General features: G+C 58.2%; 23 protein-coding genes and 1 pseudogene. 15 read left to right on the top strand and 9 right to left on the bottom strand.

Annotated elements, in window-relative coordinates; all coding sequences use genetic code 11:
- Positions 1–432: pseudogene (locus GRPL_RS03385) on the top strand (phosphoglucomutase, alpha-D-glucose phosphate-specific); the annotation flags it as partial.
- A 183-nt stretch (positions 433–615) separates the two neighbouring features.
- On the opposite strand, the gene kdpE reads toward GRPL_RS03385, so the two are convergent.
- The 6 genes from kdpE to kdpF all read right to left on the bottom strand — a co-directional run bounded on the left by kdpE (position 616) and on the right by kdpF (position 8,548).
- Positions 616–1,293, bottom strand: a complete 678-nt coding sequence (gene kdpE, locus GRPL_RS03390) for a two-component system response regulator KdpE (RefSeq protein ID WP_032688820.1) — start codon at positions 1,291–1,293, stop codon at positions 616–618.
- A gap of 142 nt (positions 1,294–1,435) precedes the next feature.
- Positions 1,436–4,123: a two-component system sensor histidine kinase KdpD gene (gene kdpD / locus GRPL_RS03395; protein ID WP_032688819.1), complete on the bottom strand. Its 2,688-nt coding sequence runs from the start codon at positions 4,121–4,123 to the stop codon at positions 1,436–1,438.
- A 1-nt stretch (position 4,124) separates the two neighbouring features.
- The gene (gene kdpC, locus GRPL_RS03400) at positions 4,125–4,700 is read right to left on the bottom strand and encodes a potassium-transporting ATPase subunit KdpC (RefSeq protein WP_032697735.1); all 576 of its coding nucleotides are present in this window, start codon (positions 4,698–4,700) and stop codon (positions 4,125–4,127) included.
- Between the two features lie 10 nt (positions 4,701–4,710).
- Positions 4,711–6,759, bottom strand: a complete 2,049-nt coding sequence (kdpB, locus tag GRPL_RS03405; RefSeq protein WP_032700565.1) for a potassium-transporting ATPase subunit KdpB — start codon at positions 6,757–6,759, stop codon at positions 4,711–4,713.
- Positions 6,760–6,779: 20 nt separating this feature from the next.
- Positions 6,780–8,459, bottom strand: coding sequence for a potassium-transporting ATPase subunit KdpA (gene kdpA / locus GRPL_RS03410; RefSeq protein ID WP_032700564.1), 1,680 nt, complete (start codon positions 8,457–8,459; stop codon positions 6,780–6,782).
- Positions 8,459–8,548, bottom strand: a complete 90-nt coding sequence (gene kdpF, locus GRPL_RS27620; protein ID WP_015584874.1) for a K(+)-transporting ATPase subunit F — start codon at positions 8,546–8,548, stop codon at positions 8,459–8,461. Before kdpF ends, kdpA begins: the two co-directional genes overlap by 1 nt.
- Positions 8,549–8,856: 308 nt before the next feature.
- Between kdpF and GRPL_RS03415 the strand changes: the two genes are divergently transcribed.
- Together GRPL_RS03415 and phrB are read left to right on the top strand one after the other, a co-directional pair.
- The gene (locus GRPL_RS03415) at positions 8,857–9,063 is read left to right on the top strand and encodes a DUF2517 family protein (protein ID WP_032688813.1); all 207 of its coding nucleotides are present in this window, start codon (positions 8,857–8,859) and stop codon (positions 9,061–9,063) included.
- Positions 9,064–9,258: 195 nt separating this feature from the next.
- Entirely contained in the window at positions 9,259–10,701 is a 1,443-nt protein-coding gene (gene phrB, locus GRPL_RS03420) for a deoxyribodipyrimidine photo-lyase (RefSeq protein ID WP_032688812.1), read from the top strand.
- Here phrB and dtpD read toward each other — a convergent pair.
- Positions 10,673–12,151, bottom strand: a complete 1,479-nt coding sequence (gene dtpD / locus GRPL_RS03425) for a dipeptide permease DtpD (protein ID WP_032700563.1) — start codon at positions 12,149–12,151, stop codon at positions 10,673–10,675. The two genes, phrB and dtpD, sit on opposite strands and share 29 nt — an antisense overlap.
- Before the next feature lie 270 nt (positions 12,152–12,421).
- Between dtpD and GRPL_RS03430 the strand changes: the two genes are divergently transcribed.
- From GRPL_RS03430 to nei, 8 genes are all read left to right on the top strand, one after another.
- Positions 12,422–13,165: a type 2 GTP cyclohydrolase I gene (locus GRPL_RS03430; RefSeq protein ID WP_032700562.1), complete on the top strand. Its 744-nt coding sequence runs from the start codon at positions 12,422–12,424 to the stop codon at positions 13,163–13,165.
- A gap of 14 nt (positions 13,166–13,179) precedes the next feature.
- Positions 13,180–13,836, top strand: a complete 657-nt coding sequence (gene pxpB / locus GRPL_RS03435; protein WP_032688997.1) for a 5-oxoprolinase subunit PxpB — start codon at positions 13,180–13,182, stop codon at positions 13,834–13,836.
- The gene (pxpC, locus tag GRPL_RS03440; protein ID WP_032700561.1) at positions 13,830–14,762 is read left to right on the top strand and encodes a 5-oxoprolinase subunit PxpC; all 933 of its coding nucleotides are present in this window, start codon (positions 13,830–13,832) and stop codon (positions 14,760–14,762) included. Before pxpB ends, pxpC begins: the two co-directional genes overlap by 7 nt.
- The gene (pxpA, locus tag GRPL_RS03445; RefSeq protein WP_032700560.1) at positions 14,752–15,498 is read left to right on the top strand and encodes a 5-oxoprolinase subunit PxpA; all 747 of its coding nucleotides are present in this window, start codon (positions 14,752–14,754) and stop codon (positions 15,496–15,498) included. The genes pxpC and pxpA overlap by 11 nt, the downstream gene beginning before the upstream one ends.
- A gap of 62 nt (positions 15,499–15,560) precedes the next feature.
- Positions 15,561–16,289, top strand: coding sequence for a DUF969 domain-containing protein (locus GRPL_RS03450; protein WP_032688805.1), 729 nt, complete (start codon positions 15,561–15,563; stop codon positions 16,287–16,289).
- A complete protein-coding gene (locus tag GRPL_RS03455; protein WP_032700559.1) occupies positions 16,286–17,281 on the top strand; it encodes a DUF979 domain-containing protein in 996 nt (331 codons plus the stop codon). The genes GRPL_RS03450 and GRPL_RS03455 overlap by 4 nt, the downstream gene beginning before the upstream one ends.
- Before the next feature lie 9 nt (positions 17,282–17,290).
- Positions 17,291–17,935 carry a pyroglutamyl-peptidase I gene (gene pcp, locus GRPL_RS03460; protein WP_032700558.1) on the top strand — a complete coding sequence of 215 codons (645 nt, stop codon included), beginning with the start codon at positions 17,291–17,293 and terminating at the stop codon, positions 17,933–17,935.
- A gap of 15 nt (positions 17,936–17,950) precedes the next feature.
- The gene (nei, locus tag GRPL_RS03465) at positions 17,951–18,742 is read left to right on the top strand and encodes an endonuclease VIII (RefSeq protein ID WP_032700557.1); all 792 of its coding nucleotides are present in this window, start codon (positions 17,951–17,953) and stop codon (positions 18,740–18,742) included.
- A 250-nt stretch (positions 18,743–18,992) separates the two neighbouring features.
- On the opposite strand, the gene GRPL_RS03470 is transcribed toward nei, so the two are convergent.
- Together GRPL_RS03470 and GRPL_RS28615 are read right to left on the bottom strand one after the other, a co-directional pair.
- On the bottom strand, positions 18,993–20,279 hold the full coding sequence (locus GRPL_RS03470) for a citrate synthase (protein ID WP_032688800.1): 1,287 nt from the start codon (positions 20,277–20,279) through the stop codon (positions 18,993–18,995).
- 181 nt (positions 20,280–20,460) lie between these two features.
- A complete protein-coding gene (locus GRPL_RS28615; RefSeq protein ID WP_418325369.1) occupies positions 20,461–20,592 on the bottom strand; it encodes a hypothetical protein in 132 nt (43 codons plus the stop codon).
- Positions 20,593–20,916: 324 nt separating this feature from the next.
- Between GRPL_RS28615 and sdhC the strand changes: the two genes are divergently transcribed.
- From sdhC to sdhB, 4 genes are read left to right on the top strand one after another with little or no spacing between them, the layout of a single operon-like run.
- Positions 20,917–21,321, top strand: coding sequence for a succinate dehydrogenase cytochrome b556 subunit (gene sdhC / locus GRPL_RS03475; RefSeq protein ID WP_004859662.1), 405 nt, complete (start codon positions 20,917–20,919; stop codon positions 21,319–21,321).
- Positions 21,315–21,662: a succinate dehydrogenase membrane anchor subunit gene (sdhD, locus tag GRPL_RS03480; RefSeq protein ID WP_004859665.1), complete on the top strand. Its 348-nt coding sequence runs from the start codon at positions 21,315–21,317 to the stop codon at positions 21,660–21,662. Before sdhC ends, sdhD begins: the two co-directional genes overlap by 7 nt.
- Positions 21,662–23,428 carry a succinate dehydrogenase flavoprotein subunit gene (gene sdhA, locus GRPL_RS03485; protein WP_004859668.1) on the top strand — a complete coding sequence of 589 codons (1,767 nt, stop codon included), beginning with the start codon at positions 21,662–21,664 and terminating at the stop codon, positions 23,426–23,428. Before sdhD ends, sdhA begins: the two co-directional genes overlap by 1 nt.
- A 15-nt stretch (positions 23,429–23,443) precedes the next feature.
- Positions 23,444–24,160 carry a succinate dehydrogenase iron-sulfur subunit SdhB gene (gene sdhB, locus GRPL_RS03490; RefSeq protein WP_004859670.1) on the top strand — a complete coding sequence of 239 codons (717 nt, stop codon included), beginning with the start codon at positions 23,444–23,446 and terminating at the stop codon, positions 24,158–24,160.
- The last annotated feature ends 129 nt before the right edge of the window (positions 24,161–24,289 follow it).

Genomic DNA, 24,289 nt, shown 5'->3' with positions numbered 1-24,289 from the left:
CCGTGGTCGACCGACAAAGACGGGATCATCATGTGCCTGCTGGCGGCAGAAATCACCGCCGTCACCGGTAAAAACCCCCAGGAGCACTACGACGAACTGGCTGCCCGCTTCGGCGCGCCAAGCTATAACCGTCTGCAGGCTTCGGCCACTTCCGCACAGAAAGCGGCGCTGTCGAAGCTGTCGCCGGAAATGGTCAGCGCCAGCCAGCTGGCCGGCGACCCGATCACCGCACGTCTGACCGCCGCGCCGGGCAACGGCGCATCGATTGGCGGTCTGAAAGTGATGACCGACAACGGCTGGTTCGCCGCACGTCCGTCAGGTACGGAAGACGCTTACAAGATCTACTGCGAGAGCTTCCTCGGTGAAGCACATCGTAAGCAGATCGAGAAAGAAGCGGTGGAAATCGTCAGCGAAGTGCTGAAAAACGCCTGAGTCAGGTGAAACGAACAGGCATTCTCAGGGGATTGTCGCCCTTTTAAAGGGCGGTTGATCCGCGGAGTGACGTAGAAGGGTTCCATGGTCATCATGGGACCCTTTTTTATGGCGCCATTCCGCCGTTCGCAGAGGTTTTCCTGCTTTATCGGTGGAGCCCGCAGGATGGCGACAGGAGTCGCGCTACGGCATAAACCGATAGCCGATCCCCGTTTCGGTCAGTAAATGCTGCGGGCGCGCCGGATCGACCTCCAGCTTTTGCCGCAGATGCCCCATGTAAATGCGTAAATAATGGCTGTGTTCCACCGCATTTGGCCCCCACACCTGATTGAGCAACTGGCGCTGGGTGAGGACCTTACCGGGATTATTTAACAGCACCACCAGCAGACGAAATTCAATCGGCGTCAGGTGGAGCTCTTCGTCACCGCGTACGATGCGGCGGGCGGGAATATCGACTTCAATATCGGCGAAGCGCACCAGCGGCTCGTCGGCTTGCGCGCCGGCATGCCGGCGCATCGCAACTCTCAAGCGCGCCTGCAGCTCGCCAATGCCAAAGGGCTTACTAAGATAGTCATCGGCGCCGGCGTCCAGCGCGGCAATTTTATCGTGCTCCTCAGTACGGGCCGACAGCACGATAATTGGCATCTGACTCCACTGGCGCACGTCGCGAATAAACTCATTGCCGTCGCCATCGGGTAGCCCGAGATCGAGGATGACTACATCAGGTTTGCGGGTTGCAGCTTCAATAAGGCCCCGTTGCAGGGTATCGGCTTCAAATACGCGCATACCGTCGGCTTCCAGCGCGGTGCGCAGAAAGCGACGGATAGCATGTTCATCTTCAATAATCAGTACGTTTATCACCCGTTATTCCCGTTCAGACAGATAGAACCCTCTCCTTCAGAAGCGCCCGGAACGCGGCTAACGCCTTGCTCAGGATACTCTCGCCGGCGCTAGTCCGGGCAGGCGCGCAGCAGCGCCTCGCGGGCATTCGGCCGGGGCAGCGTTATGCCGCTCCGGTCCATTCATCCAGTTCCGGGGCCGTTTCCCTGGGGAGTGTAACACGGAAGCAGGCACCGCCCTCTGGTCGCGTATGAGCGCTAATCGTACCGCCGTGCACTTCAACAATCGCACGACAGATGGCCAGACCCAACCCGACGCCAGGGATCGCCGACTCTTTATGTCCGCGGGAGAACTTATCAAAGATAGCCTGTTCCTGACCCGTTGGGATCCCGGGACCATTATCCCACACCTCTAAGCGCAGCTGCTGCTCATCAGCCTGCGCCGTAATGCCGATCTGCGCCTTCGAGCCGGCATATTTCAACGCATTCTCCAGCAGGTTAATCAGCACCCGTTCAAACAGCGGGCCGTCGACGTGAACCAGTAGCAGCGGATCGGGCAGCGCCAGCTGAATATGCTGCCCGCCGAGCCCCGGTTCCAGCATGCGCAGGGCGCTGCCGATCACCTCTTCGAGCGTCAGCCACTCTTTATGTAAGTTAAATCCGCCGGACTGAATGCGTGCCATATCCAGCAGATTATTGACCAGCCGGGTCGTATTCAGCACGTGTTGACGAATTTCATTGGCCTGCGGAGCATGTTTCGAGCCTTCGCTGGCGAGGTCGAGCGTCAGAATTTCCGCCTGCCCGAAGAGAACGGTCAACGGCGTGCGCAAATCATGGGAGAGTGCCGCCAGCAGCGAGTTGCGCAGGCTCTCCCGCTCACTGTTGAGTCGGGCCTGCTCTTCGCTGGCGGTGAGCGTCAGCCGCTCCAGCGCGCTGGCGACCAGTAGCGTAAAGGTTTCCAGCAGGCGCTGCTGCTCAGGAATCATCAGCTGACGCAGGTTTTCGGGTTCCACTACCAGCAGTCCCCAGGTCCGGGCGGCGCTTTTCAGCGGCAAGATTTGATAGGGAACGCCGGGCAGCGTATCGGTACCAGCACCGGCGGGCTGGCCCTTATCGAAGCTCCAGCGGGCGATGGCATCGTCCCACGAGGTCAGCCCCGGCTGGTGGGTGAGCGGGTGCAGTTTGCCGCTACTGTCCGGGAGCAGCAGCTGCCCGCGGGCCTGGAACGTGGAGGCGATAAAGCGCTCGCTGGTCGAGGCAATGTCATCCTCGCTGCGCCCGACCGCCAGCGCTTTTGACATCTCATACAGATGGCGGGTGCGCTGCTCACGATAACGCGCCACGCGGGCCTGATAGCGGACGCCGGCAGTGAGATTCCCAATCAGCAGACCGACGGTCAGCATGACGCCAAAGGTCAGCAGGTATTGTACGTCGGAAACCGCCAGCGTGCCGCGCGGCGAAACAAAGAACAGGTCGAAGCTGACCACGTTGATAACCGTCGCCAGCACCGACGGCCAGCGGCCGTATAGCAGCGCGATAATCACCACGCCAAGCAGGTAGAGCATGACCAGGTTGGCCGCTTCAAAGGCCACCAGCCACTGCATCGCCACCAGCGTAATGACCGCGCAGAGCGCCAGCGCCACCAGGCAGCCCTGGATTTGCAAGCGCCACTTCTCCATGGTGGTACGACTGTCGCTGGCCCGCGAGGGCAGCGGGGCGCTTTTCTCATCAAGGGCGATGACCACCAGATCGAGGTCGGGCGCGTCACGCGCCAGGCGATCGGCGAATCCGCTGCGGTTCCACCAGCGGCGTTTTCCCTGACGGCCAATCACGATTTTGCCCAGATTGTGCTCGCGGGCGTAGTGCAGTACGGCTTTCTCTTCGGACGGGTCGGAGAGCGTGGCTGTTTCCGCCCCTAACTCCTGCGCGAGGCGCAGGGCAGCCAGAATGGCCCGCCGTTTCGCTTCCGGCAGACGGTGCAGGGAAGGCGTTTCGACGTAAACCGCATGCCAGATACTGCCAAATCGTGCGGCCAGTCGCGCGGCGGCGCGCACCAGTTTTTCACTGCCGGTATTATGGCCGATGCACAGCAGAAGGGTGTCGCGGGTATGCCAGACCTTCTCCTGCCCCTGGCGGTCGCGCCAGGCGCGCATCTGTTCATCGACCCGATCGGCGGTCCGGCGCAAAGCCAGCTCACGCAGGGCAATCAGGTTTCCTTTGCGGAAAAAGTTTTCAATAGCCCGCTCCGCCTGGCCGCCGATATAGACCTTGCCTTCATTCAGGCGCTGACGAAGATCGTCAGGAGGCAGGTCGACCAGCACAACATCGTCGGCGGCGTCAAAAAAGGGATCGGGGACGGTTTCGCGCACCTGAACGCCGGTAATGCCGCTGACGACATCGTTCAGGCTTTCGAGGTGCTGGACGTTCACGGTGGTAAAAACATCGATACCGGCATCGAGAAGCTCGTCGACATCCTGCCAGCGTTTGGGGTGGCGCGAGCCTGGCGCATTGCTGTGCGCCAGTTCATCAACCAGGATCAGCGCCGGCCGGCGCGCCAGCGCGGCGTCGAGATCGAATTCGTGGACGTAACGCCCACGATGAGAGAAGCGGCGCTGGGGGAGGGTGCTGAGCCCTTCCAGCATCGCCGCGGTCTCTTTCCGCCCGTGGGTTTCCGCCACGCCGATCAGAATATCCAGCCCCTGGGCGCGCAGCCGCTGCGCTTCCGCCAACATAGCCCAGGTTTTACCGACGCCTGCGCAGGCGCCAAAGAACACTTTTAGCTTGCCGCGATGCGGCTCGCTGGTATGTTGCAGCAGGCGGTCCGGGTCCGGGCGCAGCGGCTCGTCACTCATTTTACTTATCCTTCAGGGCATCCAGCGCCATATTCAGTTGCACTATATTTACCACAGGCTGGCCGAGAAAACTGGCCAGCGGCGTTTGCGTCGCCTCATTCACCAGGCGAGTGACTTGCTCAATACGCAGATTACGGGCCTTCGCGACGCGCGGTACCTGCCAGAGCGCTGCCGTCGGCGTGAGGTTATTATCCAGCCCGCTTGCCGACGTTGTCACCAGTTCTACCGGCACGCGCGGGTCAGCTTCCGGGTTGGCGAGACGTAGCGCCTGCACGCGTTCGCTGACGGCCTTATCCAGCGCCGGGTTGCTGGCGGCCAGATTACTGCCGCCGGAGGCGAGCGGATTGTACGGTGTTTCAGCGGTCGCCGAAGGGCGCCCCTGGAAATAACCCGCCGCGGTAAAATTCTGGCCAATCAGGCTGGAACCGCGGACTTCGCCGCCGATCCGGATCAGTGAGCCGTTTGCCTGCTGCGGGAACCACCACTGCCCAAGAGCCGTCGTCAGCAGCGGATAGACGCCACCGGTGAGGAGCGTTAACAGAATAAATAGCACAAGTGCCGGTCGAATGAATGACATGGTATTTTCCTCACAGCAGCCCGGTCAGGGTCAGTAACAGATCGATAGCTTTAATACCGATAAATGGCACCAGCAGCCCACCCAGGCCATAGACCCACAGATTACGGCGCAGCATCGCCGAAGCCGACAGCGGGCGATAGCTCACGCCCTTCAGCGCCAGCGGGATCAGGAAGACGATAATCAGCGCGTTAAAGATAACCGCGCTCAGAATCGCCGAGGAAGGCGAATGCAGGTGCATGACGTTGAGCATGGCCAGCTGTGGATAGACGGCGGCAAAGGCGGCCGGAATAATGGCAAAGTACTTCGCCACGTCGTTGGCAATACTGAAGGTAGTCAACGACCCACGGGTCATCAGCATCTGCTTACCGATATGCACCACTTCGATCAGTTTGGTCGGGTTGGAGTCGAGGTCCACCATGTTGCCCGCCTCTTTTGCCGCCTGGGTACCGGAGTTCATCGCCACCGCGACATCGGCCTGAGCCAGCGCCGGGGCATCATTGGTACCGTCGCCGGTCATCGCCACCAGACGGCCTTCGGACTGGTACTGACGGATCAGCGCCAGTTTGGCTTCCGGCGTCGCTTCGGCAAGGAAATCATCGACGCCCGCTTCAGCGGCAATCGCCGCTGCGGTGAGGCGGTTATCGCCGGTAATCATTACCGTTTTAATGCCCATCTTCCGCAGTTGAGCGAAGCGCTCCTTAATCCCGCCTTTAACGATATCTTTCAGCGAAATAACCCCCAGCACGCGTTCGCCTTCCGCGACCACCAGCGGTGTCGCCCCCTGACGGGCAACATCTTCCACCTGTTGGTCGACATCCGCCGGGAAGTGGCCGCCGTTGGCCTCGACATGGCGACGAATGGCGTCGACGGAGCCTTTGCGGATCATCCGCCGATCGATATTAATCCCGCTCATACGCGTCTGGGCGGTGAAGGGGACGAAGGTCGCGTGCAGCGACTGCAGATCCCGCTCGCGCAGGTTGAAGCGCTGTTTTGCCAGTACCACGATGCTGCGGCCTTCCGGCGTTTCATCGGCCAGAGATGAGAGCTGGGCGGCATCGGCAAGGGTTTTTTCTTCTACGCCTTCAGCGGGTAAAAACGCGGAGGCCTGGCGGTTACCGAGGGTAATCGTACCGGTTTTATCCAGCAGTAAGACATCAACGTCGCCCGCGGCTTCTACCGCGCGTCCGCTGGTGGCGATGACGTTGGCGCCCAGCATGCGGCTCATCCCGGCCACGCCGATGGCCGACAGCAGGCCGCCGATGGTGGTCGGAATCAGGCACACCAGCAGTGCGACCAGCACCGTCACGCTGACCGCATTGCCGCTCCAGGCGGAGAACGGCCAGATGGTGGCGGTAGCCAGCAGGAACACCAGCGTGAGGGCGATCAGCAGGATCGTCAGCGCAATTTCATTCGGCGTTTTGCGGCGCTGGGCGCCTTCGACCATAGCGATCATTCGATCAAGGAAGGTTTCACCGGGGTTGACACTACAGCGGATCACCAGCCAGTCAGAAAGAATGCGCGTCCCGCCGGTGACTGATGCAAAGTCGCCGCCGGATTCACGGATCACCGGAGCGGATTCACCGGTGATGGCGCTTTCGTCCACCGAGGCGCCGCCTTCAATGACTTCCCCGTCGCAGGGAATAATATCGCCTGCTTCCACCAGCACCACATCGCCTTTGCGTAAATCCTCGGCCGGAATATGGTCGACAGGCGCATCATGCTGCGGCGCGCGCAGCTTGCGAGCAAAAGCGGTTTTTTTCACCCCTTTCAGACTGTTGGCCTGCGCTTTGCTGCGGCCTTCTGCCATCGCTTCGGCGAAGTTGGCGAACAGCACGGTAAACCACAGCCAGATACTCACGGCGGCGGTAAAAGCGGCGCTGCCGGCGAGATGCCCGCTGGCCATCGCCACGGCCAGCAGCGTGGTTATCAGGCTACCGATCCAGACGATGAACATCACCGGGTTGCGCCACTGTACCGTCGGGCTCAGTTTTTTCACTGCATCCAGCAGCGCCTGGCGCACCAGCGTCGGCTCGAGCAGGGCTAATTGTTTGCGACTCATAACAGGGTGCTCCGCATCACTTAAAGTAAGGAGAAGTGTTCCGCCAACGGGCCGAGCGCCAGGGCAGGAATAAAGGTCAGGGCGCCAACCAGCAGCACGGTACCGATCAGCAGACCGATAAACAGCACATCGTGGGTGGCCAGAGTGCCGGAACTGGTCGGCTGGATCTTTTTACTCACCAGAGAACCGGCGATAGCCATCACCGGCACGATGACCGCGAAACGGCCGAGCAGCATGCAAAACGCCAGCAGCAGGTTCCAGAATGGCGTAGCTGCACCGAGGCCGGCGAAGGCGCTGCCGTTGTTATTGGCGGCGGAAGTGACGGCATACAGTACTTCGCTAAAGCCGTGCGGTCCCGGGTTAAACATCCCCGCGCGTCCGGCATCGGTCATCATCGCCAGCGCGGTACCCAGCAGGACCAGAGTGGGCGTCACGAGGATAGCCAGGGCGATCATTTTCATTTCGCGCACATCGATCTTCTTACCGAGATATTCCGGCGTCCGGCCGATCATCAGCCCGGCGATAAATACCGCCAGCATGACGAACAGCAGCATGCCGTAGAGGCCCGATCCTACGCCGCCGAAGACCACTTCGCCGATCTGCATCAGCCACATGGGAACCATGCCGCCCAGCGCAGTAAAGGAGTCGTGCATGGCGTTGACCGCGCCGCAGGAGGCGGCGGTGGTGACCACCGCGAACAGGCTGCTGGCCAGAATGCCAAAGCGACTCTCTTTGCCTTCCATATTCAGGCTGCTGTCCGCCCCCAGCTGCAGCAGGTGCGGGTTACCGTGGGTTTCTGCCCACATCACCACCGCGACGCAGACGATAAAGATCAGCGTCATTGCCCACAAAATCGCGTGTCCCTGGCGGCGATCGCCGACGACGTCGCCAAAGGCAAAGCACAGCGCCGCCGGGATCAAAAAGATCGCCAGCATTTGCACCATGTTGCTCAGCGCCGTAGGGTTTTCAAACGGGTGCGATGAGTTGGCGTTAAAGAATCCACCGCCGTTGGTACCGAGCATTTTGATCGCTTCCTGCGAAGCGACCGGCCCCATTGGCAGCGACTGACGCACGCCTTCCAGCGAGGTGAAGGCCTGATACGGCAGGAAGTTTTGCGGCACGCCTTGCTGAATAAAGAACACGGCAATCAGCAGTGAAATCGGCAGCAGCAGCCATAGGGTAATGCGGGTGAGATCGACCCAGGCGTTACCAAGGGTGCTGACCTGCTGACGCGACCAGGCGCGGGTGAAGGCAAAAATCACCGCGATGCCGGTTGCCGCCGACAGGAAGTTTTGCACCGTCAGACCGGCCATCTGGCTGAGGTAGCTCAGGGTACTTTCTCCGGCATAGGCCTGCCAGTTAGTATTGCTGACAAAACTCACCGCCGTATTCAGCGCCAGATCCCATGAGAGGCCGGGAAGATGTTGAGGGTTGAGCGGCAGCGCGCCCTGAGACATCAGCAGCGCCAACAGCACCACCAGCCCAACGCCATTGAACAGCAGAATGGCAAGCAGATACTGGCACCAGTTCATCTCCTGGGTACGAATCCCCGAGAGCCGCCAGATGCCGCGCTCAATGCCGGCAACCACCGGCAGCGGGGTATCGTTGATCATTCTGGCCAGCAACGTCCCCGTCAGGCGAGCCAGTACCATTAGCAGCAGAAGAAAACTGGCGATAAGTAAAAATCCTTGTGCGGCCATCAGAATGCCTCCGCATTTATCAGGGCATAGACCAAATAGGCCAGCAACAGGAATACCAGCGCCACGCCAGCAATTACGCCTGCACTCACAATCCACCTCCGGGTGTTTTTACGATTTACCCGGAGGATAGAAATTCTGGTGCAAAGATTTTGCAAAAATCAGAACGGGCGGTGTAAAAAAAATATAAAAATCACCAAAACCACAAATTAACCAATGATTAGTATTAATTTAACTTTTATGTAACTCAATTACCGGATGAATGTAAATAAAGGCGAAATGAGCCGTTTTTAGTGGTCGGATGAGTAGTAAAATTACATACAAAGCGGTATTATTTTAGCCAGAGAGACATTGACACTTTACCGGCGTCGCTTGCCGGCCTGACTAAGGGAGAGAAATTATGGCGTTGTATAAAACTTATCCTGCTCACGTTATCTTTTTACGTCGTGCTTTCGCCGTCGTGGCTGGCGTAGCAGCACTTCCGGTGATGCTGTTCTGGAAAGACCGGGCCCGCTATTACAGCTGGCTACATCGCGTATGGGCAAAAACCAGCGAACAGCCGGTATGGATGGCGCAGGCTGAAAAGGCCGCCGCTGACTTTTACTGACAGCCATCGCCAGAGTGCATAACCGCCGGTTCTCCGGCGGTTTTTTTTTGCCCGGGTCGACGACCTCTGCTTGCGCCTGCGCGCCTCCTGCAACACTCTATATCTGAATTTCCTGATACGTACCCCGCGGACTACGGGTTTCTTACGCGGCCTGGTGGTATCGAATCCATGAATGTTACTGATTGCAGGAGTTTTATGGCCACTCATCTGGTTTGGTTTCGCGCTGACTTACGTATCCATGACAACCAGGCGCTTGCCGCCGCCTGTCGCGATCCGCATGCCCGCGTGCTGGCGCTGTTTATCGCCACGCCGGGCCAGTGGCATCAGCACGGTATGGCGCCGCGGCAGGCGGCTTTTATCGTCCGCCATCTGCGTAGCCTGCAGTCAGCCCTCGCCGAGCGAGGAATTGCGTTGCAGGTGGCGGAGGCGGAGGATTTTTCGGCCAGCGTCCAGCTGCTGGCTGACTATTGCGCGCAGCAGCAGGTCAGCCACCTGTTTTATAACTATCAGTACGAAATTAACGAGCGGCAGCGCGATGCCGCGGTGGAAAAGCGGCTGAGCGGCGTGGTGTGTCACGGGTTTGACGATGCGCTTTTACTGTCTCCTGGCAGCGTGCTGACCGGGAATCACGAAATGTATAAGGTGTTTACTCCCTTTAAAAACGCCTTTCTCCGTCGACTGCGTGAGGCGCTGCCGGAGTGCGTGGCCGCACCAACGGTGCGCGGCCACGGCCCGCTGACGCCAGCGCCGCTGCCGGAGATTGGCTATCCGCAGGAGGCTTTTGATCCCCACCTTTTTGCTGAGGATGAGAAAACGGCTATCGCCCGACTGCGCCGTTTCTGCCAGCAGCAAGCCGCCGATTATGACCTGCAGCGTGATTTTCCCGCCACGGAAGGCACCAGTCGGCTGTCGCCATGTCTGGCCGTGGGGGTACTTTCCCCGCGCCAGTGCCTGCATCGACTGCTGGCTGAGCAGCCCGCAGCGCTCGACGGTGAAGCAGGCTCCGTCTGGCTGAACGAACTGATCTGGCGGGAGTTTTACCGGCATTTGATGGTGTTCTACCCGGACTTATGCAAAGGGCGCCCGTTTATTGCCTGGACCGATAACGTGACATGGCGGGACGATGTGCAAGGATTAGAGGCGTGGCAAGCCGGGAAAACGGGTTTTCCGATCGTCGATGCCGCTATGCGCCAGCTCAATGCCACGGGGTGGATGCATAATCGGCTGCGGATGATTGCCGCCAGTTTTCTGGTCAAGGACCTGCGCATCGACTGGCGCGCGGGCGAGCGCTATTTTATCAACCGGCTGATTGACGGCGACCTGGCGGCGAATAACGGCGGCTGGCAGTGGGCAGCTTCGACAGGCACCGACGCCGCCCCTTATTTTCGTATATTTAATCCGACCACCCAGGGAGAGAAGTTTGATAAGGGCGGGGCGTTTATTCGGCAATGGCTGCCTGAGCTGGCAGATGTCCCTGATAAGGCGCTGCATCAGCCGTGGATTTGGGCCGATAAACAGAGGGTGAGCCTGAACTATCCGCGTCCGCTGGTCGATCACAAGCAGGCGCGGCTGGAGACGCTGGCGGCCTGGGAGGCCGCCAGTAAAAGCCTTACTCCACGGCCAGGGCGCGGGTCCTGACCCGCAGGGCGTGATACAGCCAGATGACCAGCACCAGGCCGACGCAGGCTAAAGCCCCCCAGGTGATTTGGCTGAACAGGTTAATATAGGCATCAATGGCGTAGCTGGTCGCACCGGCTTCATCGAACGCGCCCTGCGCCGTCTGGTCGGCAATCACGCCGGCCAGATAGTTGGCGATGGCGCCGGAGAGCAGCATATAGATGCCGGTCAGCACGCCGGTCACGCCGGGGATTTCGATGCGGGTGATTTGCGACATCGCTACCGGGTCGATAAACAGTTCGGCAAAGCCCATCACCGCCAGACCCAGTACCATCAGCGGCATCGACGAGTGCCCGTAGGCGGCCGACCAGCGCGCGCTCAGGGTCAGAATGCAGAAGCCGGCGCTCATCAGCCCCAGACCCAGCGCAAATTTACCCCAGATCCGCACGGTACGATTGCCGTTGATATTCTCTTTCACCACCCAGGCCAGCACCATTCCGCAGAGCATGACCGCAAAGGCGTTCACCGACTGGAACATCGCGGTCGGGACCTCATAACTCATAATATGCCGGTTCACGAAGCGGTCGATATACAGGCTGATGGAGCTGCCGCCCTGTTGAGCGAAAGCCCAGAACAGCAGGCTGAATCCGGTCAGGACAATAATGAGTCGCAGGTCTCTACGTTGTTTGGCCGTCTCTGCCCGCAGATAAATTCTGGCCAGGACCACCAGGCCGACAATGGTCGCCACGATCAGCGCATAGACCGACCACTCTTTCCAGAACAGCACGGTGATCAGCAGCGGGGCCACGATCAGCAGAACCAGCAGCCAGCCCCAGTTAGGCAGCATAAAGCGGCGCGCGCAGAGCGCCTGGCGATTGACGCCCGAGGTGTGACGAAAATGGCGGCTGCCGCAGAGGAAAATCACCAGCCCGGCAATCATCCCGACGGCGGCGAGGGCGAAGCCCATTGCCCAGCTGTACTCTTCCTGCACATATCCGCAGGCGATGGGGGCGACGATTGAACCGATATTCCCCGCCGCATACATCAGCGAGAAGCCGCCATCGCGGCGTGGATCGGTGGGTTCGTACAGCTCTCCCAACAGGCAGCTGACGTTGGATTTAAACAATCCGTAACCGCAGACGATGATGGCGAGCGACAGATAGAGGAAGGTCGGCGCAATTTCGCTGGCGCCCAACACCAGATGGCCAATGGCCATCAACAACGCGCCGAGCATCACCGCCATTCGGTTGCCGAGGAGTTTATCGGCCAGGAAACCGCCGAGAATCGGCGTGACGTACACCAGAGAGCAGTATGCGCTGAAGAGGGCGTAGGCGTGACTATCGTCGTACTTAAGCTGATTGGTGAGATACAAAATCAGCAGCGCCCGCATGCCGTAAAAACTGAAATATTCCCAAATTTGCAGCGCGACGACGTAATAGATGGCGCGCGGTTGCGATGATTGTCTGTTCATGTAACGCCTGGTTCCTGCCGTAAAACGAAAGTCGATATTTCTGCATGAATAGCGGTTTGGTAGTGTTATTCATGGCCTTAAAGGCTTTCTGGTTATTTAATATGCTTTAATAGTGCATAAATATACACGAATGCATCACGGGGTGGGTAGACAAATTGCGGGATTAAGCTAAAAGTCAAACTAGCCCCTCTCGCGCAGAGGCTATCGACGATCTACGCGGATACCGCTATGTTATGCCTGTGCACAAAATGATGACCTGATGGAGCGGCAATGAAAAATAGCGAACTGGAACAACTGATTAACGAAAAGCTCAATAGCGCGACATTCAGCGACTACGCGCCAAATGGCCTTCAGGTGGAAGGGCGTGAGACGGTGCAAAAAATTGTCACCGGCGTCACCGCCAGCCAGGCGCTGTTGGATGAGGCCGTGCGCCTGCAGGCGGATGCGGTGATAGTTCATCATGGTTATTTCTGGAAAGGCGAATCGACGGTGATTCGCGGCATTAAACGCCAGCGCCTGAAGACGCTGCTGGCAAATGATATCAATCTCTATGGCTGGCATCTGCCGCTGGATGCCCACCCGGAACTGGGGAATAACGTCCAGCTGGCGCAGCTGCTGGGGATCACCGTCATGGGTGAAATTGAGCCGCTGGTCCCGTGGGGAGAGCTGTCGATGCCGGTTTCCGGGCTGGAGCTGGCTTCGTGGATTGAGGCGCGCCTGGGACGCAAGCCGCTGTGGTGCGGCGATACCGGGGCAGAAAAAGTGGCCCGTGTCGCCTGGTGTACCGGCGGTGGCCAGAGCTTTATTGACAGCGCCGCTCGCTTTGGCGTCGATGCGTTTATTACCGGTGAAGTCTCGGAGCAAACTATCCACTCCGCGCGCGAGCAGTCCCTGCATTTTTATGCTGCCGGGCATCATGCCACCGAACGCGGCGGTATTCGCGCGTTGAGCGAATGGCTGACCGAAAATACCGATCTGGATGTGACCTTCATTGATATCCCTAACCCGGCCTGATGAGAGAGAGAAAAGTGCAGCGAGCGCGTTGTTACATGTTAGGCGAAACCGCCGTGGTTCTGGAGCTCGAACCCCCGGTCACGCTGGAAAGTCAAAAGCGTATCTGGCGCCTGGCTCAGAGACTGGCGGATCACGAAGAGGCCCTGGATGCGATACCGGGGATGAACAATATTACCGTGGTGCTGCGCCATCCGCAGGAGATGGCATGGGATGCGATTGAGCAGTTGCAGCGCTGGTGGGAGGAGAGCGAGGCGCTGGAGCCACCGTCACGGCTGATGACTATTCCGGTTATCTACGGCGGCGAAGACGGCCCCGATCTGGCGAACGTAGCGCGGCACAGCGGGTTGACTGAAAAGCAGGTGGTCGAACTGCACGCCTCCGTCGAGTACGTGGTGTGGTTTCTTGGTTTCCAGCCGGGATTTCCTTATCTCGGCGGACTGCCGGCGCGTTTAGCGATGCCGCGACATGCGGAACCGCGTCTGCGGGTCCCCGCCGGTTCTGTCGGCATCGGCGGCGCCCAGACCGGCGTATATCCGCTGGCGACACCGGGCGGATGGCAGCTGCTGGGCCGTACGCCGCTGGCGCTCTTTGATCCCCTGCGTCAGGAGCCCGTGCTGCTGCGTTCCGGAGATCGAGTCCGCTTTGTGCCGCAAAAGGAGGGGGTATGTTGAAGATGATCCGCGCCGGAATGTACTCCTCGGTACAGGATGGCGGACGTGAAGGACAGCGGCAGTCGGGGATCAGTCTCTGCGGTGCGCTGGATAAACCCTCGCTGGTGATTGCCAACCTGCTGGTCGGCAACGCGGCGAATGCCGCCGCGCTGGAGATTACGCTCGGCCAGGTGGATATTCAGTTTGAACGTGACTGCTGGTTTGCGCTGACCGGTGCTGCCTGTGAAGCTATGCTGGACGACAAGCCGGTATGGGTTGGCTGGCGAATGGCGGCGAAGGCCGGGCAGCATCTGGTGCTTAAAACCCCGCAGTACGGGATCCGCAGCTATCTGGCGGTGGCCGGGGGCATTGATGTCCCGGTGGTGCTCGGTTCGCGCTGTACCGATCTGAAAGTCGGCATTGGCGGCCTTGAAGGGCGGCGCCTGCAGGATGGCGATCGGCTGAAGCTGGGGAAAGCGTCGCGACGATTCAGTACGTCGCGCGGCGTTAAGTCACTGCCGATCGGCAACCGCATCCGCGCGTTGCCAGGACCGGAGTACCATGAATTTGATCGGGCCTCGCAGGGGGCGTTCTGGCGTTCCCCCTGGCAGCTTAGCGCCCAGAGCAACCGAATGGGATATCGCCTGCAGGGCCAACCGCTTACGCGCACCACCGATCGCGAAATGTTTTCGCACGGCCTGCTGCCGGGGGTGGTACAGGTTCCGCATAACGGTCAGCCGATTGTCTTGATGAACGATGCGCAGACCACCGGCGGCTATCCGCGTATTGCCTGCATTATCGACGCTGATATGTACCAGCTGGCGCAAATTCCGCTGGGCCAACCGATTCATTTTGTTCCGTGCACGCTGGAAGAGGCGTTGAAGGCGCGTTCGGATCAGCAGCGTTATCTGCAACAACTGGCATGGAGACTGAGCGATGATCATTGATTTAAATGCCGATCTGGGGGAAGGCTGCGCGAGCGATAGCGCGTTGTTACAGCTGGTCTCCTCCGCCAATATCGCCTGCGGTTTTCATGCCGGCGATGCGTTATTGATGCATAAATGCGTGCGCGAGGCGTTGAAAAACAGCGTGGCCGTCGGGGCGCACCCCAGCTTTCCCGATCGGGAAAATTTTGGCCGCACCGCGATGCAGCTACCGCCGGAGACGGTTTATGCCCAGATGCTGTATCAGATTGGCGCGCTGGCGGCGATCGTGCGCGCGGAAGGCGGCGAACTGAAGCACGTGAAGCCGCACGGTATGCTCTACAACCAGGCGGCAAAAGAGGCGCCGCTGGCCGATGCGATTGCCCGGGCGGTGCGAGATTTCGATCCTGCGCTGATCCTGGTCGGACTGGCCGGGAGCGAATTAATTCGCGCCGGGCAGCATTACAAGTTGATTACGCGGCAGGAGGTATTTGCCGATCGCGGGTATCTGGCTGACGGTAGCCTGGTGCCGCGTTCACAGCCCGGGGCGCTTATCGACAGCGAAGAGCAGGCGTTGGCGCAGACGCTGGAAATGGTGCAGCATCATCGGGTACGCAGTATCACCGGTGAATGGGCGCATGTTATTGCCGACACCGTGTGTCTTCACGGTGACGGTGAACATGCGCTGGATTTTGCACGCCGTTTGCGCGCGGCTTTTGCCGGACGCAATATTCAGGTTAGTGCGCAGACAGAAGAATAAAACAATAATTATTAAGGCATTACAACACTCACAACAACACTCACAACTAACAGGACGTTATCATGGGAGAAGCGATATCTCTCTGGCCGCTGATCGGCATTGCCGTGATTGTGGTCGGATTTATTTTGCGTTTTAATCCGGTTTTAGTGGTCATTATCTCTGGAATTGTTACCGGCGTGGCGGCACAAATGCCCATCGCCACCATTCTGGAAAAGCTGGGGGAGGGGTTTCTTAACACCCGCAACCTGCCATTTATTCTCTTGCTGCCGCTGGCGGTCATTGGGCTGCTCGAACGGCACGGCCTGAAAGAGCGCGCCCAGGCGTGGATCGCGAAGATCCACAGCGCCACCGCCGGACGTCTGCTGATCGTCTACCTGTTCGTACGCGAAGCGACGGCTGCGCTGGGGTTAACCAGCCTGGGGGGCCATCCGCAAATGGTGCGTCCGCTGCTGGCGCCGATGGCGGAAGGGGCGGCGGAAAAAACGTTAGGTCCGCTGCCCGGGAGCATTCGCTATCGCTTACGCGCGATGTCGGCGGCGACGGACAACGTCGGCCTGTTCTTTGGCGAAGACATTTTCGTCGCCTTCGGCGCCATCATCTTTATGCACAACTTTATGCTGGAGTCCGGTGGGATCCAGACTGAACCGCTGCATATTGCCCTGTGGGGGATCCCGACGGCGATTTGCGCCTTCGCGATCCATTCAGCGCGTCTGTGGCGACTCGATCGTCATCTGCAGCGCGAGCTGGATAAAGTGAACGCCGCCGCGCAGGCGAAAGGCGGTGTGGCATGAATTTTCAACAAACCTGGCTCTACTGGCTGGCGGGCGTCGTTCTGCTGGTGGTCGCGGTCATGTCATGGCGCGACAAAAGCAACCCTCGTCGCCTGACCACCGGCCTGTTCTGGGGGCTCTATGGTCTGCTGTTCCTGCTTGGCGACTGGACTTATCAGTGGGTGGACGACAAGCGCTCGGTCAATATTGCCGTCGGCGTTGCCGTCGTCGCGCTGGCGCTGATTGCCGGTTTTGGCGGCGTCAGGCTGGGTAGCTATCACCAGCGCACCCAGCAAGAGCGAACCGCCAGCGCGACCCGCCTGGGTAACCGGCTGTTTTATCCGGCGCTGGCCATTCCGGTTGTCACGGTGATCGGGGTGCTGCTGTTTAATAATCTGCCATCGTGGCAAGTCCGGGTGTTTGGCCCGGGTAATCATGCCACGCTGATTACGCTGTTCTCGATGACCGCCGGGACGCTGATTGGCCTGATGATGGCGATTCGCATGACCCGGGAAAATGTCGCACAGCCGCTACAGGAGGCGCGTCGTCTGCTGGATTCGGTGGGCTGGGCGTTTATTTTGCCGCAGATCCTGGCGGTACTGGGGCTGCTGTTTACCAGCGCCGGAGTAGGTAGCAGTATTGCCTGGCTCACCGAGCATTATCTGGCGGTAGACAGCCGTTTTGTCGCGGTGGCGGTCTATACCATTGGCATGGCGCTGCTGACGATGATCATGGGCAATGCGTTTGCCGCCTTCCCGATTGTCACGGCGGGGATTGGTATTCCGATTCTGGTGCTTCAGCACGGCGGGAATCCGGCGGTGATGGCGGCGATCGGTATGTTCTCCGGCTACTGCGGGACCCTGATGACGCCGATGGCGGCAAACTTCAACATCGTGCCGGCGGCGCTGCTGGAATTGCCGGATAAAAACGCGGTGATTAAGGCGCAGATTCCAACCGGCGTACTGCTGCTGATCGTCAACGTATTTCTACTCTATTTCCTGATGTTCCTGTAAGGAGGAAAGATGGCGGGCGTATTAATCACCGGATTTGAACCCTTTGGCGGTGAGGCGGTGAACCCTTCGTGGGAAGTGGTGAAGCAGCTCGATGGTATGATAATTGGCGGTGAGCGCGTGGTCGCACGACAGCTGCCCTGTGTATTTGGTGAGGCCCTGACGGCGCTGTATGCGGCGCTGGATGAGTATCAACCGCTGTTAACGATAGCGGTCGGGCAGGCGGGTGGTCGTGTCGATATTACCGTCGAACGTGTAGCGATAAATGTCGATGATGCGCGTATTGCCGATAATAAAGGCCAACAGCCGGTTGACGTGCCGGTGGTGGCCGGCGGCCCGGCGGCCTGGTTCAGCAGTCTGCCGGTGAAAGCGATCGTCGCGGCGCTGCGCGAGCAGGGCATACCGGCATCGGTGTCGCAAACGGCGGGGACATTCGTCTGCAACCACGTGATGTATGGTCTGCTGCATGCATTGAACGGGAGAGCCGGGGTGAAAGGCGGCTTTATCCATATTCCGTACCTCCCGGAGCAGGCGGCCGCCCATCCGGGTGAGGCGAGTATGGCGCTCCAAACCGTCCGTGCGGCGCTGGAGACGGCGATTGCCATCTCCCTGCGCCAGGAGGGAGATGTGAAAATTGTCGGCGGTGCAACGCACTAACAGAAGGACGCTACTATGCCGGAAGGTCCGGAGATCCGCCGCGCGGCGGATAGCCTGGAGGCGGCGGTCAAAGGCGAACCCCTTACCGATGTCTGGTTCGCTTTTCCGCAGCTACATGTGTATCAGGCTCCGCTGGTGGGCCAGCGGGTAACTCAGATAGAAACCCGCGGTAAAGCGCTGCTGACGCATTTCTCCGGCGGGTTGACGCTCTACAGTCATAATCAGCTGTACGGCGTCTGGCGCGTGGTGGAGGCTGGCGCACAGCCGGTCAGCAACCGCGTGCTGCGGGTCAGACTGCAGACGGCGGAGAAGGCGATTTTGCTCTATAGCGCGTCGGATATCGACATTCTGACGCCGGAGCAGCTGGCTACGCATCCGTTTTTATTGCGGGTAGGACCCGATGTGCTGGATATGACGCTGACCGAGGAATCGGTCAAAGCCCGCCTGCTGTCGGCCAGATTCCGCCGACGGCAGTTATCCGCTTTGCTGCTGGATCAGGCGTTTCTGGCCGGACTGGGAAACTATTTACGCGTGGAGATTCTCTGGCAGGTCGGGTTGAGCGGGCGGCATCACGCATCGGCGCTCGATGATAAGCAGCTCGACGCCCTGGCCCATGCGCTGCTGGATATTCCACGCCTGTCGTACCGCACCCGCGGTACGGTGGATGAGAATAAACATCATGGCGCGCTGTTCCGCTTTAAAGTTTTCCATCGCGATGGCGAAATCTGCGAGCGCTGCGGCGGGATTATCGAGAAAACAATGCTCGCGTCGCGGCCATTTTACTGGTGTCCGGGATGTCAGCATTAGCGATACGTTGAGTCATCCCATCGCTCTTTTTTAGACATTGTGCCCGTATTTCGTGCCGGGTGGCGGCTGACGCCCGACCCGGCCTACGGTATCCACCGGCCTGGTATCTGACTCGTGCAAGCGGCTGCGCTATCGACCCGCTTTTGTCGGCCTGCACAAGCGAAACGCCGCCGGTTAATTCCGGCAGAATGCACGTTGTTAACAATAAAAAACGCGCCCGCAGGCGCGTTTTTTGTCTTCAGGATCGAACTTAGCTTTTGGCCACGTCGGATTTGAAGTCGCGTTTTTCGTAGCCGGTATACAGCTGACGCGGACGCGCGATTTTCATGCCGTCGCTGTGCATTTCGTTCCAGTGAGCAATCCAGCCTACGGTACGCGCCATCGCGAAGATAACGGTAAACATGGAGGACGGAATGCCCATCGCTTTCAGAATGATACCGGAGTAGAAATCGACGTTCGGGTAGAGTTTCTTCTCGATGAAGTACGGGTCGTTGAGCGCGATGTGCTCAAGTTCCATGGCCACTTCCAGCAGATCGTCTTTGGTGCCCAGTTCTTTCAGCACTTCATGGCAGGTTTCACGCATCACGGTGGCGCGCGGGTCGTAGTTTTTGTACACGCGGTGGCCGAAGCCCATCAGACGGAAAGAGTCGTTTTTGTCTTTCGCGCGACGGACAAATTCCGGAATGTGCTCAACGGAACTGATCTCTTCCAGCATCTTCAGCGCAGCTTCGTTCGCGCCACCGTGCGCCGGTCCCCACAGGGAGGCGATGCCCGCAGCGATACAGGCGAACGGATTCGCGCCAGAAGAACCTGCGGTACGGACGGTGGAGGTGGATGCGTTCTGTTCGTGGTCAGCGTGCAGGATCAGAATACGGTCCATGGCGCGTTCCAGTACCGGGTTAACCTCGTAGGTTTCACACGGCGTGGAGAACATCATATTCAGGAAGTTGCCCGCGTAGGAGAGGTCATTGCGCGGATAAACGAAAGGCTGGCCGATTGAATATTTGTAACACATTGCTGCCATTGTCGGCATTTTGGACAGCAGGCGATAGGCGGCGATTTCACGGTGGCGTGGATTGTTGACATCCAGGGAGTCGTGATAGAACGCGGCCAGCGCGCCGGTGATACCGCACATGACCGCCATCGGGTGGGAGTCACGGCGAAACGCGTGGAACAGACGGGTAATCTGCTCGTGGATCATGGTATGGCGGGTAACGATGGTCTTGAATTCGTTGTACTGTTCCTGGTTCGGCTTTTCACCGTTCAGCAGGATGTAGCACACTTCGAGGTAGTTGGACTCGGTCGCTAACTGATCGATCGGGAAACCACGGTGGAGCAGGATACCTTCATCACCATCGATAAACGTGATTTTAGATTCACAGGATGCGGTGGAAGTGAAACCAGGGTCAAAGGTGAATACGCCTTTTGATCCAAGACTACGAATATCAATAACATCCTGACCGAGCGTGCCCTTTAGCACATCCAGTTCAATAGCAGTATCACCGCCTAGGGTGATTTTTGCTTTAGCATCAGACATTTATGGTCTCCTTAGCGCCTTTATTGCGTAAGACTGCCGGGTGTGGATTTGCCTTCGGCCCGTGCCTGACTACGTTACCAGTTTGTTATGTTGCACACAGCTCTGCGTCAGCGGAAATTGCAGGGTACAGAGCAAAGGCGCTTGATGGTACGTCTTCAGCCTACGACGAAACAGCAGCAAATCAGCGTTTTAGCAGTCCGAATTTAAAAATCTGTATACCACTAATAACTGTCCTGATTACATCGGTCAATACCATCACACTGTTGCATAACTTATTCTCAGGTGAAAGAGTGACCCCATAACTTTTGAGCATTATTGCATTTATCTGGTAATGGTTGTAACAAGAATGTTTAATATTTGTCAAATCAGGTGATTAAAATTTAAAATAATGTTGTTATCGTGACATCGATCACTGTTCCGGACAAAACCCGACAAACTATATGTAGGTTAATTGTAATGATTTTGTGAACGGCCTATACTGCCGCCAGGTCTCCGGAACACCCTGCAATCCCGAGCCACCCAGCGTTGTCTGGTCACGTTTTAGCTCTTGAAAAGGGGTTTTATCATGACCACAGGTTATAGAAAGGACGCTGTCTGACCCGCAAGCAGACCGGAGGAAGGAAACAATAAGAACAGCATGTGGGCGTTATTCATGGTAAGAAATGTGAAAAAACAAAGACCTGTCAATCTGGATCTGCAAACGATCCGGTTCCCAATCACAGCGATAGCGTCCATTCTCCATCGCGTTTCCGGTGTGATCACCTTCGTGGCGGTCGGGATTCTGCTTTGGTTGCTGGGCACCAGCCTTTCCTCTCCAGAAGGTTTCCTCGTTGCGTCTTCCATCATGGATAGCTTCTTTGTGAAGTTCATCATGTGGGGCATCCTGACCGCGCTGGCATACCACGCCGTTGTCGGTATCCGCCACCTGTTGATGGATTTTGGCTACCTGGAAGAAACCCTCGAAGTAGGGACACGCTCCGCTAAGATCTCTTTTGTTATTACTGTCGTGCTTTCACTTCTCGCAGGAGTCCTCGTATGGTAAGCAACGCCTCAGCACTGGGACGCAACGGCGTACATGACTTCATTCTGGTTCGTGCTACCGCCATCGTTCTGACCCTTTACATCATCTACATGGTCGGCTTTTTTGCCACCACCGGTGAAATTTCCTGGGAAGTCTGGACGGGCTTTTTCTCCTCCGCATTCACTAAAGTCTTCACCCTGTTAGCCCTCGTTTCCATTCTGATTCACGCCTGGATCGGGATGTGGCAGGTGTTGACGGACTACGTTAAACCGCTGGCTGTACGCTTAATTCTGCAACTGGTTATCGTTGTTGCGCTGGTGGCTTACGTTCTTTATGGATTTGTTGTGGTGTGGGGTGTGTGATGAAATTGCCTGTCAGAGAATTTGATGCAGTTGTGATTGGTGCCGGTGGCGCAGGTATGCGCGCGGCGCTGCAAATTTCCCAGAGCGGCCAGACCTGTGCGCTGCTCTCTAAAGTGTTCCCTACCCGTTCCCATACCGTTTCCGCGCAGGGTGGCATCACCGTGGCGCTCGGTAATACCCATGAAGATAACTGGGAATGGCATATGTATGACACGGTGAAGGGCTCCGATTATATCGGTGACCAGGACGCCATCGAATATATGTGTAAGACCGGCCCGGAAGCGATTCTGGAGCTTGACCATATGGGTCTGCCGTTCTCCCGCCTGGAGAATGGCACCATTTATCAGCGTCCGTTTGGCGGCCAGTCGAAAAACTTCGGCGGCGAACAGGCGGCACGTACCGCTGCGGCGGCTGACCGTACCGGTCACGCGCTGCTGCATACCCTTTATCAGCAGAACCTGAAAAACCACACCACCATTTTCTCCGAGTGGTATGCGCTGGATCTGGTGAAAAACGCCGATGGCGCGGTGGTCGGTTGTACCGCATTGTGCATCGAGACCGGTGAAGTGGTTTACTTCAAAGCGCGTGCGACCGTGCTGGCAACCGGCGGCGCAGGCCGTATCTACCAGTCTACAACTAACGCCCACATCAACACCGGTGACGGCGTCGGTATGGCGATTCGCGCCGGCGTGCCGGTGCAGGATATGGAAATGTGGCAGTTCCACCCGACCGGTATCGCCGGTGCGGGCGTTCTGGTGACAGAAGGCTGCCGCGGTGAAGGCGGTTATCTGCTGAATAAACACGGCGAGCGCTTTATGGAGCGTTATGCCCCGAATGCGAAAGACCTGGCGGGTCGTGACGTGGTGGCGCGTTCCATCATGATCGAAATCCGTGAAGGTCGCGGCTGTGACGGCCCGTGGGGCCCGCATGCGAAGCTGAAACTGGACCATCTGGGTAAAGAGGTTCTGGAATCCCGTCTGCCGGGTATCCTGGAGCTTTCGCGTACCTTCGCCCACGTCGACCCGGTGAAAGAGCCGATTCCGGTTATCCCAACCTGCCACTACATGATGGGCGGTATTCCGACCAAAGTGACCGGTCAGGCGCTGACCGTGAACGAGCAGGGCGAAGACGTGGTGATTCCTGGCCTGTTCGCCGTCGGCGAAATTGCCTGCGTATCAGTCCACGGTGCCAACCGTCTGGGCGGCAACTCCCTGCTTGACCTGGTGGTGTTCGGTCGTGCGGTCGGTCTGCATCTGCAGGAGTCGATTGCCGAGCAGGGCGATCTGCTTGACGCTACCGAAGCCGAAATCGACGCGTCCCTTGAGCGTCTGAACCGCTGGAACGGTAACCGTAACGGTGAAGATCCGGTGGAAATCCGCAAAGCGCTGCAAGAGTGTATGCAGCATAACTTCTCGGTATTCCGCGAAGGCGATGCGATGGCCAAAGGGCTTGAGCAGCTGAAAGCGATCCGCGAGCGCCTGAAAAATGCGCGCCTGGATGACACCTCCAGCGAGTTCAACACCCAGCGCGTTGAGTGCCTGGAGCTGGATAACCTGATGGAAACTGCCTATGCCACCGCGGTTTCTGCAAACTTCCGTACCGAAAGCCGCGGCGCGCATAGCCGCTTCGACTTCCCGGATCGTGATGACGAAAACTGGCTGTGCCATTCCCTGTATCTGCCAGAGTCGGAATCCATGACGCGTCGTAGCGTCAACATGGAACCGAAACTGCGTCCGGCATTCCCGCCGAAGATTCGTACTTATTAATGCGGAGACAGGAAAATGAAACTAGAGTTTTCAATTTATCGTTATAACCCGGACGTTGACGATGCTCCGCGCATGCAGGATTACACCCTCGAAGCGGAAGAAGGTCGTGACATGATGCTGCTGGATGCCCTGATGCAGCTGAAAGAAAAAGACCCGTCGCTCTCATTTCGTCGTTCCTGCCGTGAAGGGGTCTGTGGCTCCGATGGTCTGAACATGAACGGTAAAAACGGTCTGGCGTGTATCACGCCGATCTCCGCGCTGAATCAGCCGGGTAAGAAAATTGTCATCCGTCCGCTGCCCGGTTTGCCGGTTATCCGCGATTTGGTTGTAGACATGGGGCAATTCTATGCACAATATGAGAAGATTAAGCCTTACTTGTTGAATAATGGGCAAAATCCTCCGGCTCGCGAGCATCTGCAGAAGCCAGAGCAGCGCGAAAAACTCGACGGTCTGTACGAGTGTATTCTTTGCGCATGTTGTTCAACCTCTTGCCCGTCGTTCTGGTGGAACCCGGACAAGTTTATCGGCCCGGCAGGTCTGCTGGCGGCGTATCGTTTCCTGATTGACAGTCGCGATACCGAAACCGACAGCCGTCTCGAAGGGTTAAGCGATGCTTTCAGCGTATTCCGCTGTCACAGCATCATGAACTGCGTCAGTGTATGTCCGAAGGGGCTTAACCCGACGCGCGCCATCGGCCATATTAAGTCGATGCTGCTGCAACGTAGTGCGTAAGTAACCCGGTCTGTCCCGGATGGCGCTATCGCTTATCCGGGCTACCCGAAGCAGTAGCCCCGGCAGCGTTCGCGCCGCCGGGAAATGAATACCCTAAATAATTCGAGTTACAGGAAGGCGGCGACGCCG

It is taken from the genome of Klebsiella planticola ATCC 33531 (assembly GCF_000735435.1).
Lineage (GTDB): Bacteria > Pseudomonadota > Gammaproteobacteria > Enterobacterales > Enterobacteriaceae > Klebsiella > Klebsiella planticola.
The sequence above is the reverse complement of the archived record's forward strand: the minus strand, read 5'-3'. Positions and strand labels throughout refer to the sequence as shown.

Coding starts and splice junctions, on each gene's coding strand:
- sdhB (WP_004859670.1), top strand. CDS start 23,444: ATGAAACTAGAGTTTTCAATTTATCGTTATAACCCGGACGTTGACGAT.
- GRPL_RS03450 (WP_032688805.1), top strand. CDS start 15,561: ATGGGAGAAGCGATATCTCTCTGGCCGCTGATCGGCATTGCCGTGATT.
- sdhA (WP_004859668.1), top strand. CDS start 21,662: ATGAAATTGCCTGTCAGAGAATTTGATGCAGTTGTGATTGGTGCCGGT.
- phrB (WP_032688812.1), top strand. CDS start 9,259: ATGGCCACTCATCTGGTTTGGTTTCGCGCTGACTTACGTATCCATGAC.
- sdhC (WP_004859662.1), top strand. CDS start 20,917: ATGTGGGCGTTATTCATGGTAAGAAATGTGAAAAAACAAAGACCTGTC.
- GRPL_RS03430 (WP_032700562.1), top strand. CDS start 12,422: ATGAAAAATAGCGAACTGGAACAACTGATTAACGAAAAGCTCAATAGC.
- kdpD (WP_032688819.1), bottom strand. CDS start 4,123: ATGAGTGACGAGCCGCTGCGCCCGGACCCGGACCGCCTGCTGCAACAT.
- nei (WP_032700557.1), top strand. CDS start 17,951: ATGCCGGAAGGTCCGGAGATCCGCCGCGCGGCGGATAGCCTGGAGGCG.
- GRPL_RS03415 (WP_032688813.1), top strand. CDS start 8,857: ATGGCGTTGTATAAAACTTATCCTGCTCACGTTATCTTTTTACGTCGT.
- GRPL_RS03455 (WP_032700559.1), top strand. CDS start 16,286: ATGAATTTTCAACAAACCTGGCTCTACTGGCTGGCGGGCGTCGTTCTG.
- pcp (WP_032700558.1), top strand. CDS start 17,291: ATGGCGGGCGTATTAATCACCGGATTTGAACCCTTTGGCGGTGAGGCG.
- kdpA (WP_032700564.1), bottom strand. CDS start 8,459: ATGGCCGCACAAGGATTTTTACTTATCGCCAGTTTTCTTCTGCTGCTA.
- sdhD (WP_004859665.1), top strand. CDS start 21,315: ATGGTAAGCAACGCCTCAGCACTGGGACGCAACGGCGTACATGACTTC.
- kdpB (WP_032700565.1), bottom strand. CDS start 6,759: ATGAGTCGCAAACAATTAGCCCTGCTCGAGCCGACGCTGGTGCGCCAG.
- pxpC (WP_032700561.1), top strand. CDS start 13,830: ATGTTGAAGATGATCCGCGCCGGAATGTACTCCTCGGTACAGGATGGC.
- GRPL_RS03470 (WP_032688800.1), bottom strand. CDS start 20,279: ATGTCTGATGCTAAAGCAAAAATCACCCTAGGCGGTGATACTGCTATT.
- GRPL_RS28615 (WP_418325369.1), bottom strand. CDS start 20,592: ATGCTCAAAAGTTATGGGGTCACTCTTTCACCTGAGAATAAGTTATGC.
- dtpD (WP_032700563.1), bottom strand. CDS start 12,151: ATGAACAGACAATCATCGCAACCGCGCGCCATCTATTACGTCGTCGCG.
- pxpA (WP_032700560.1), top strand. CDS start 14,752: ATGATCATTGATTTAAATGCCGATCTGGGGGAAGGCTGCGCGAGCGAT.
- kdpC (WP_032697735.1), bottom strand. CDS start 4,700: ATGTCATTCATTCGACCGGCACTTGTGCTATTTATTCTGTTAACGCTC.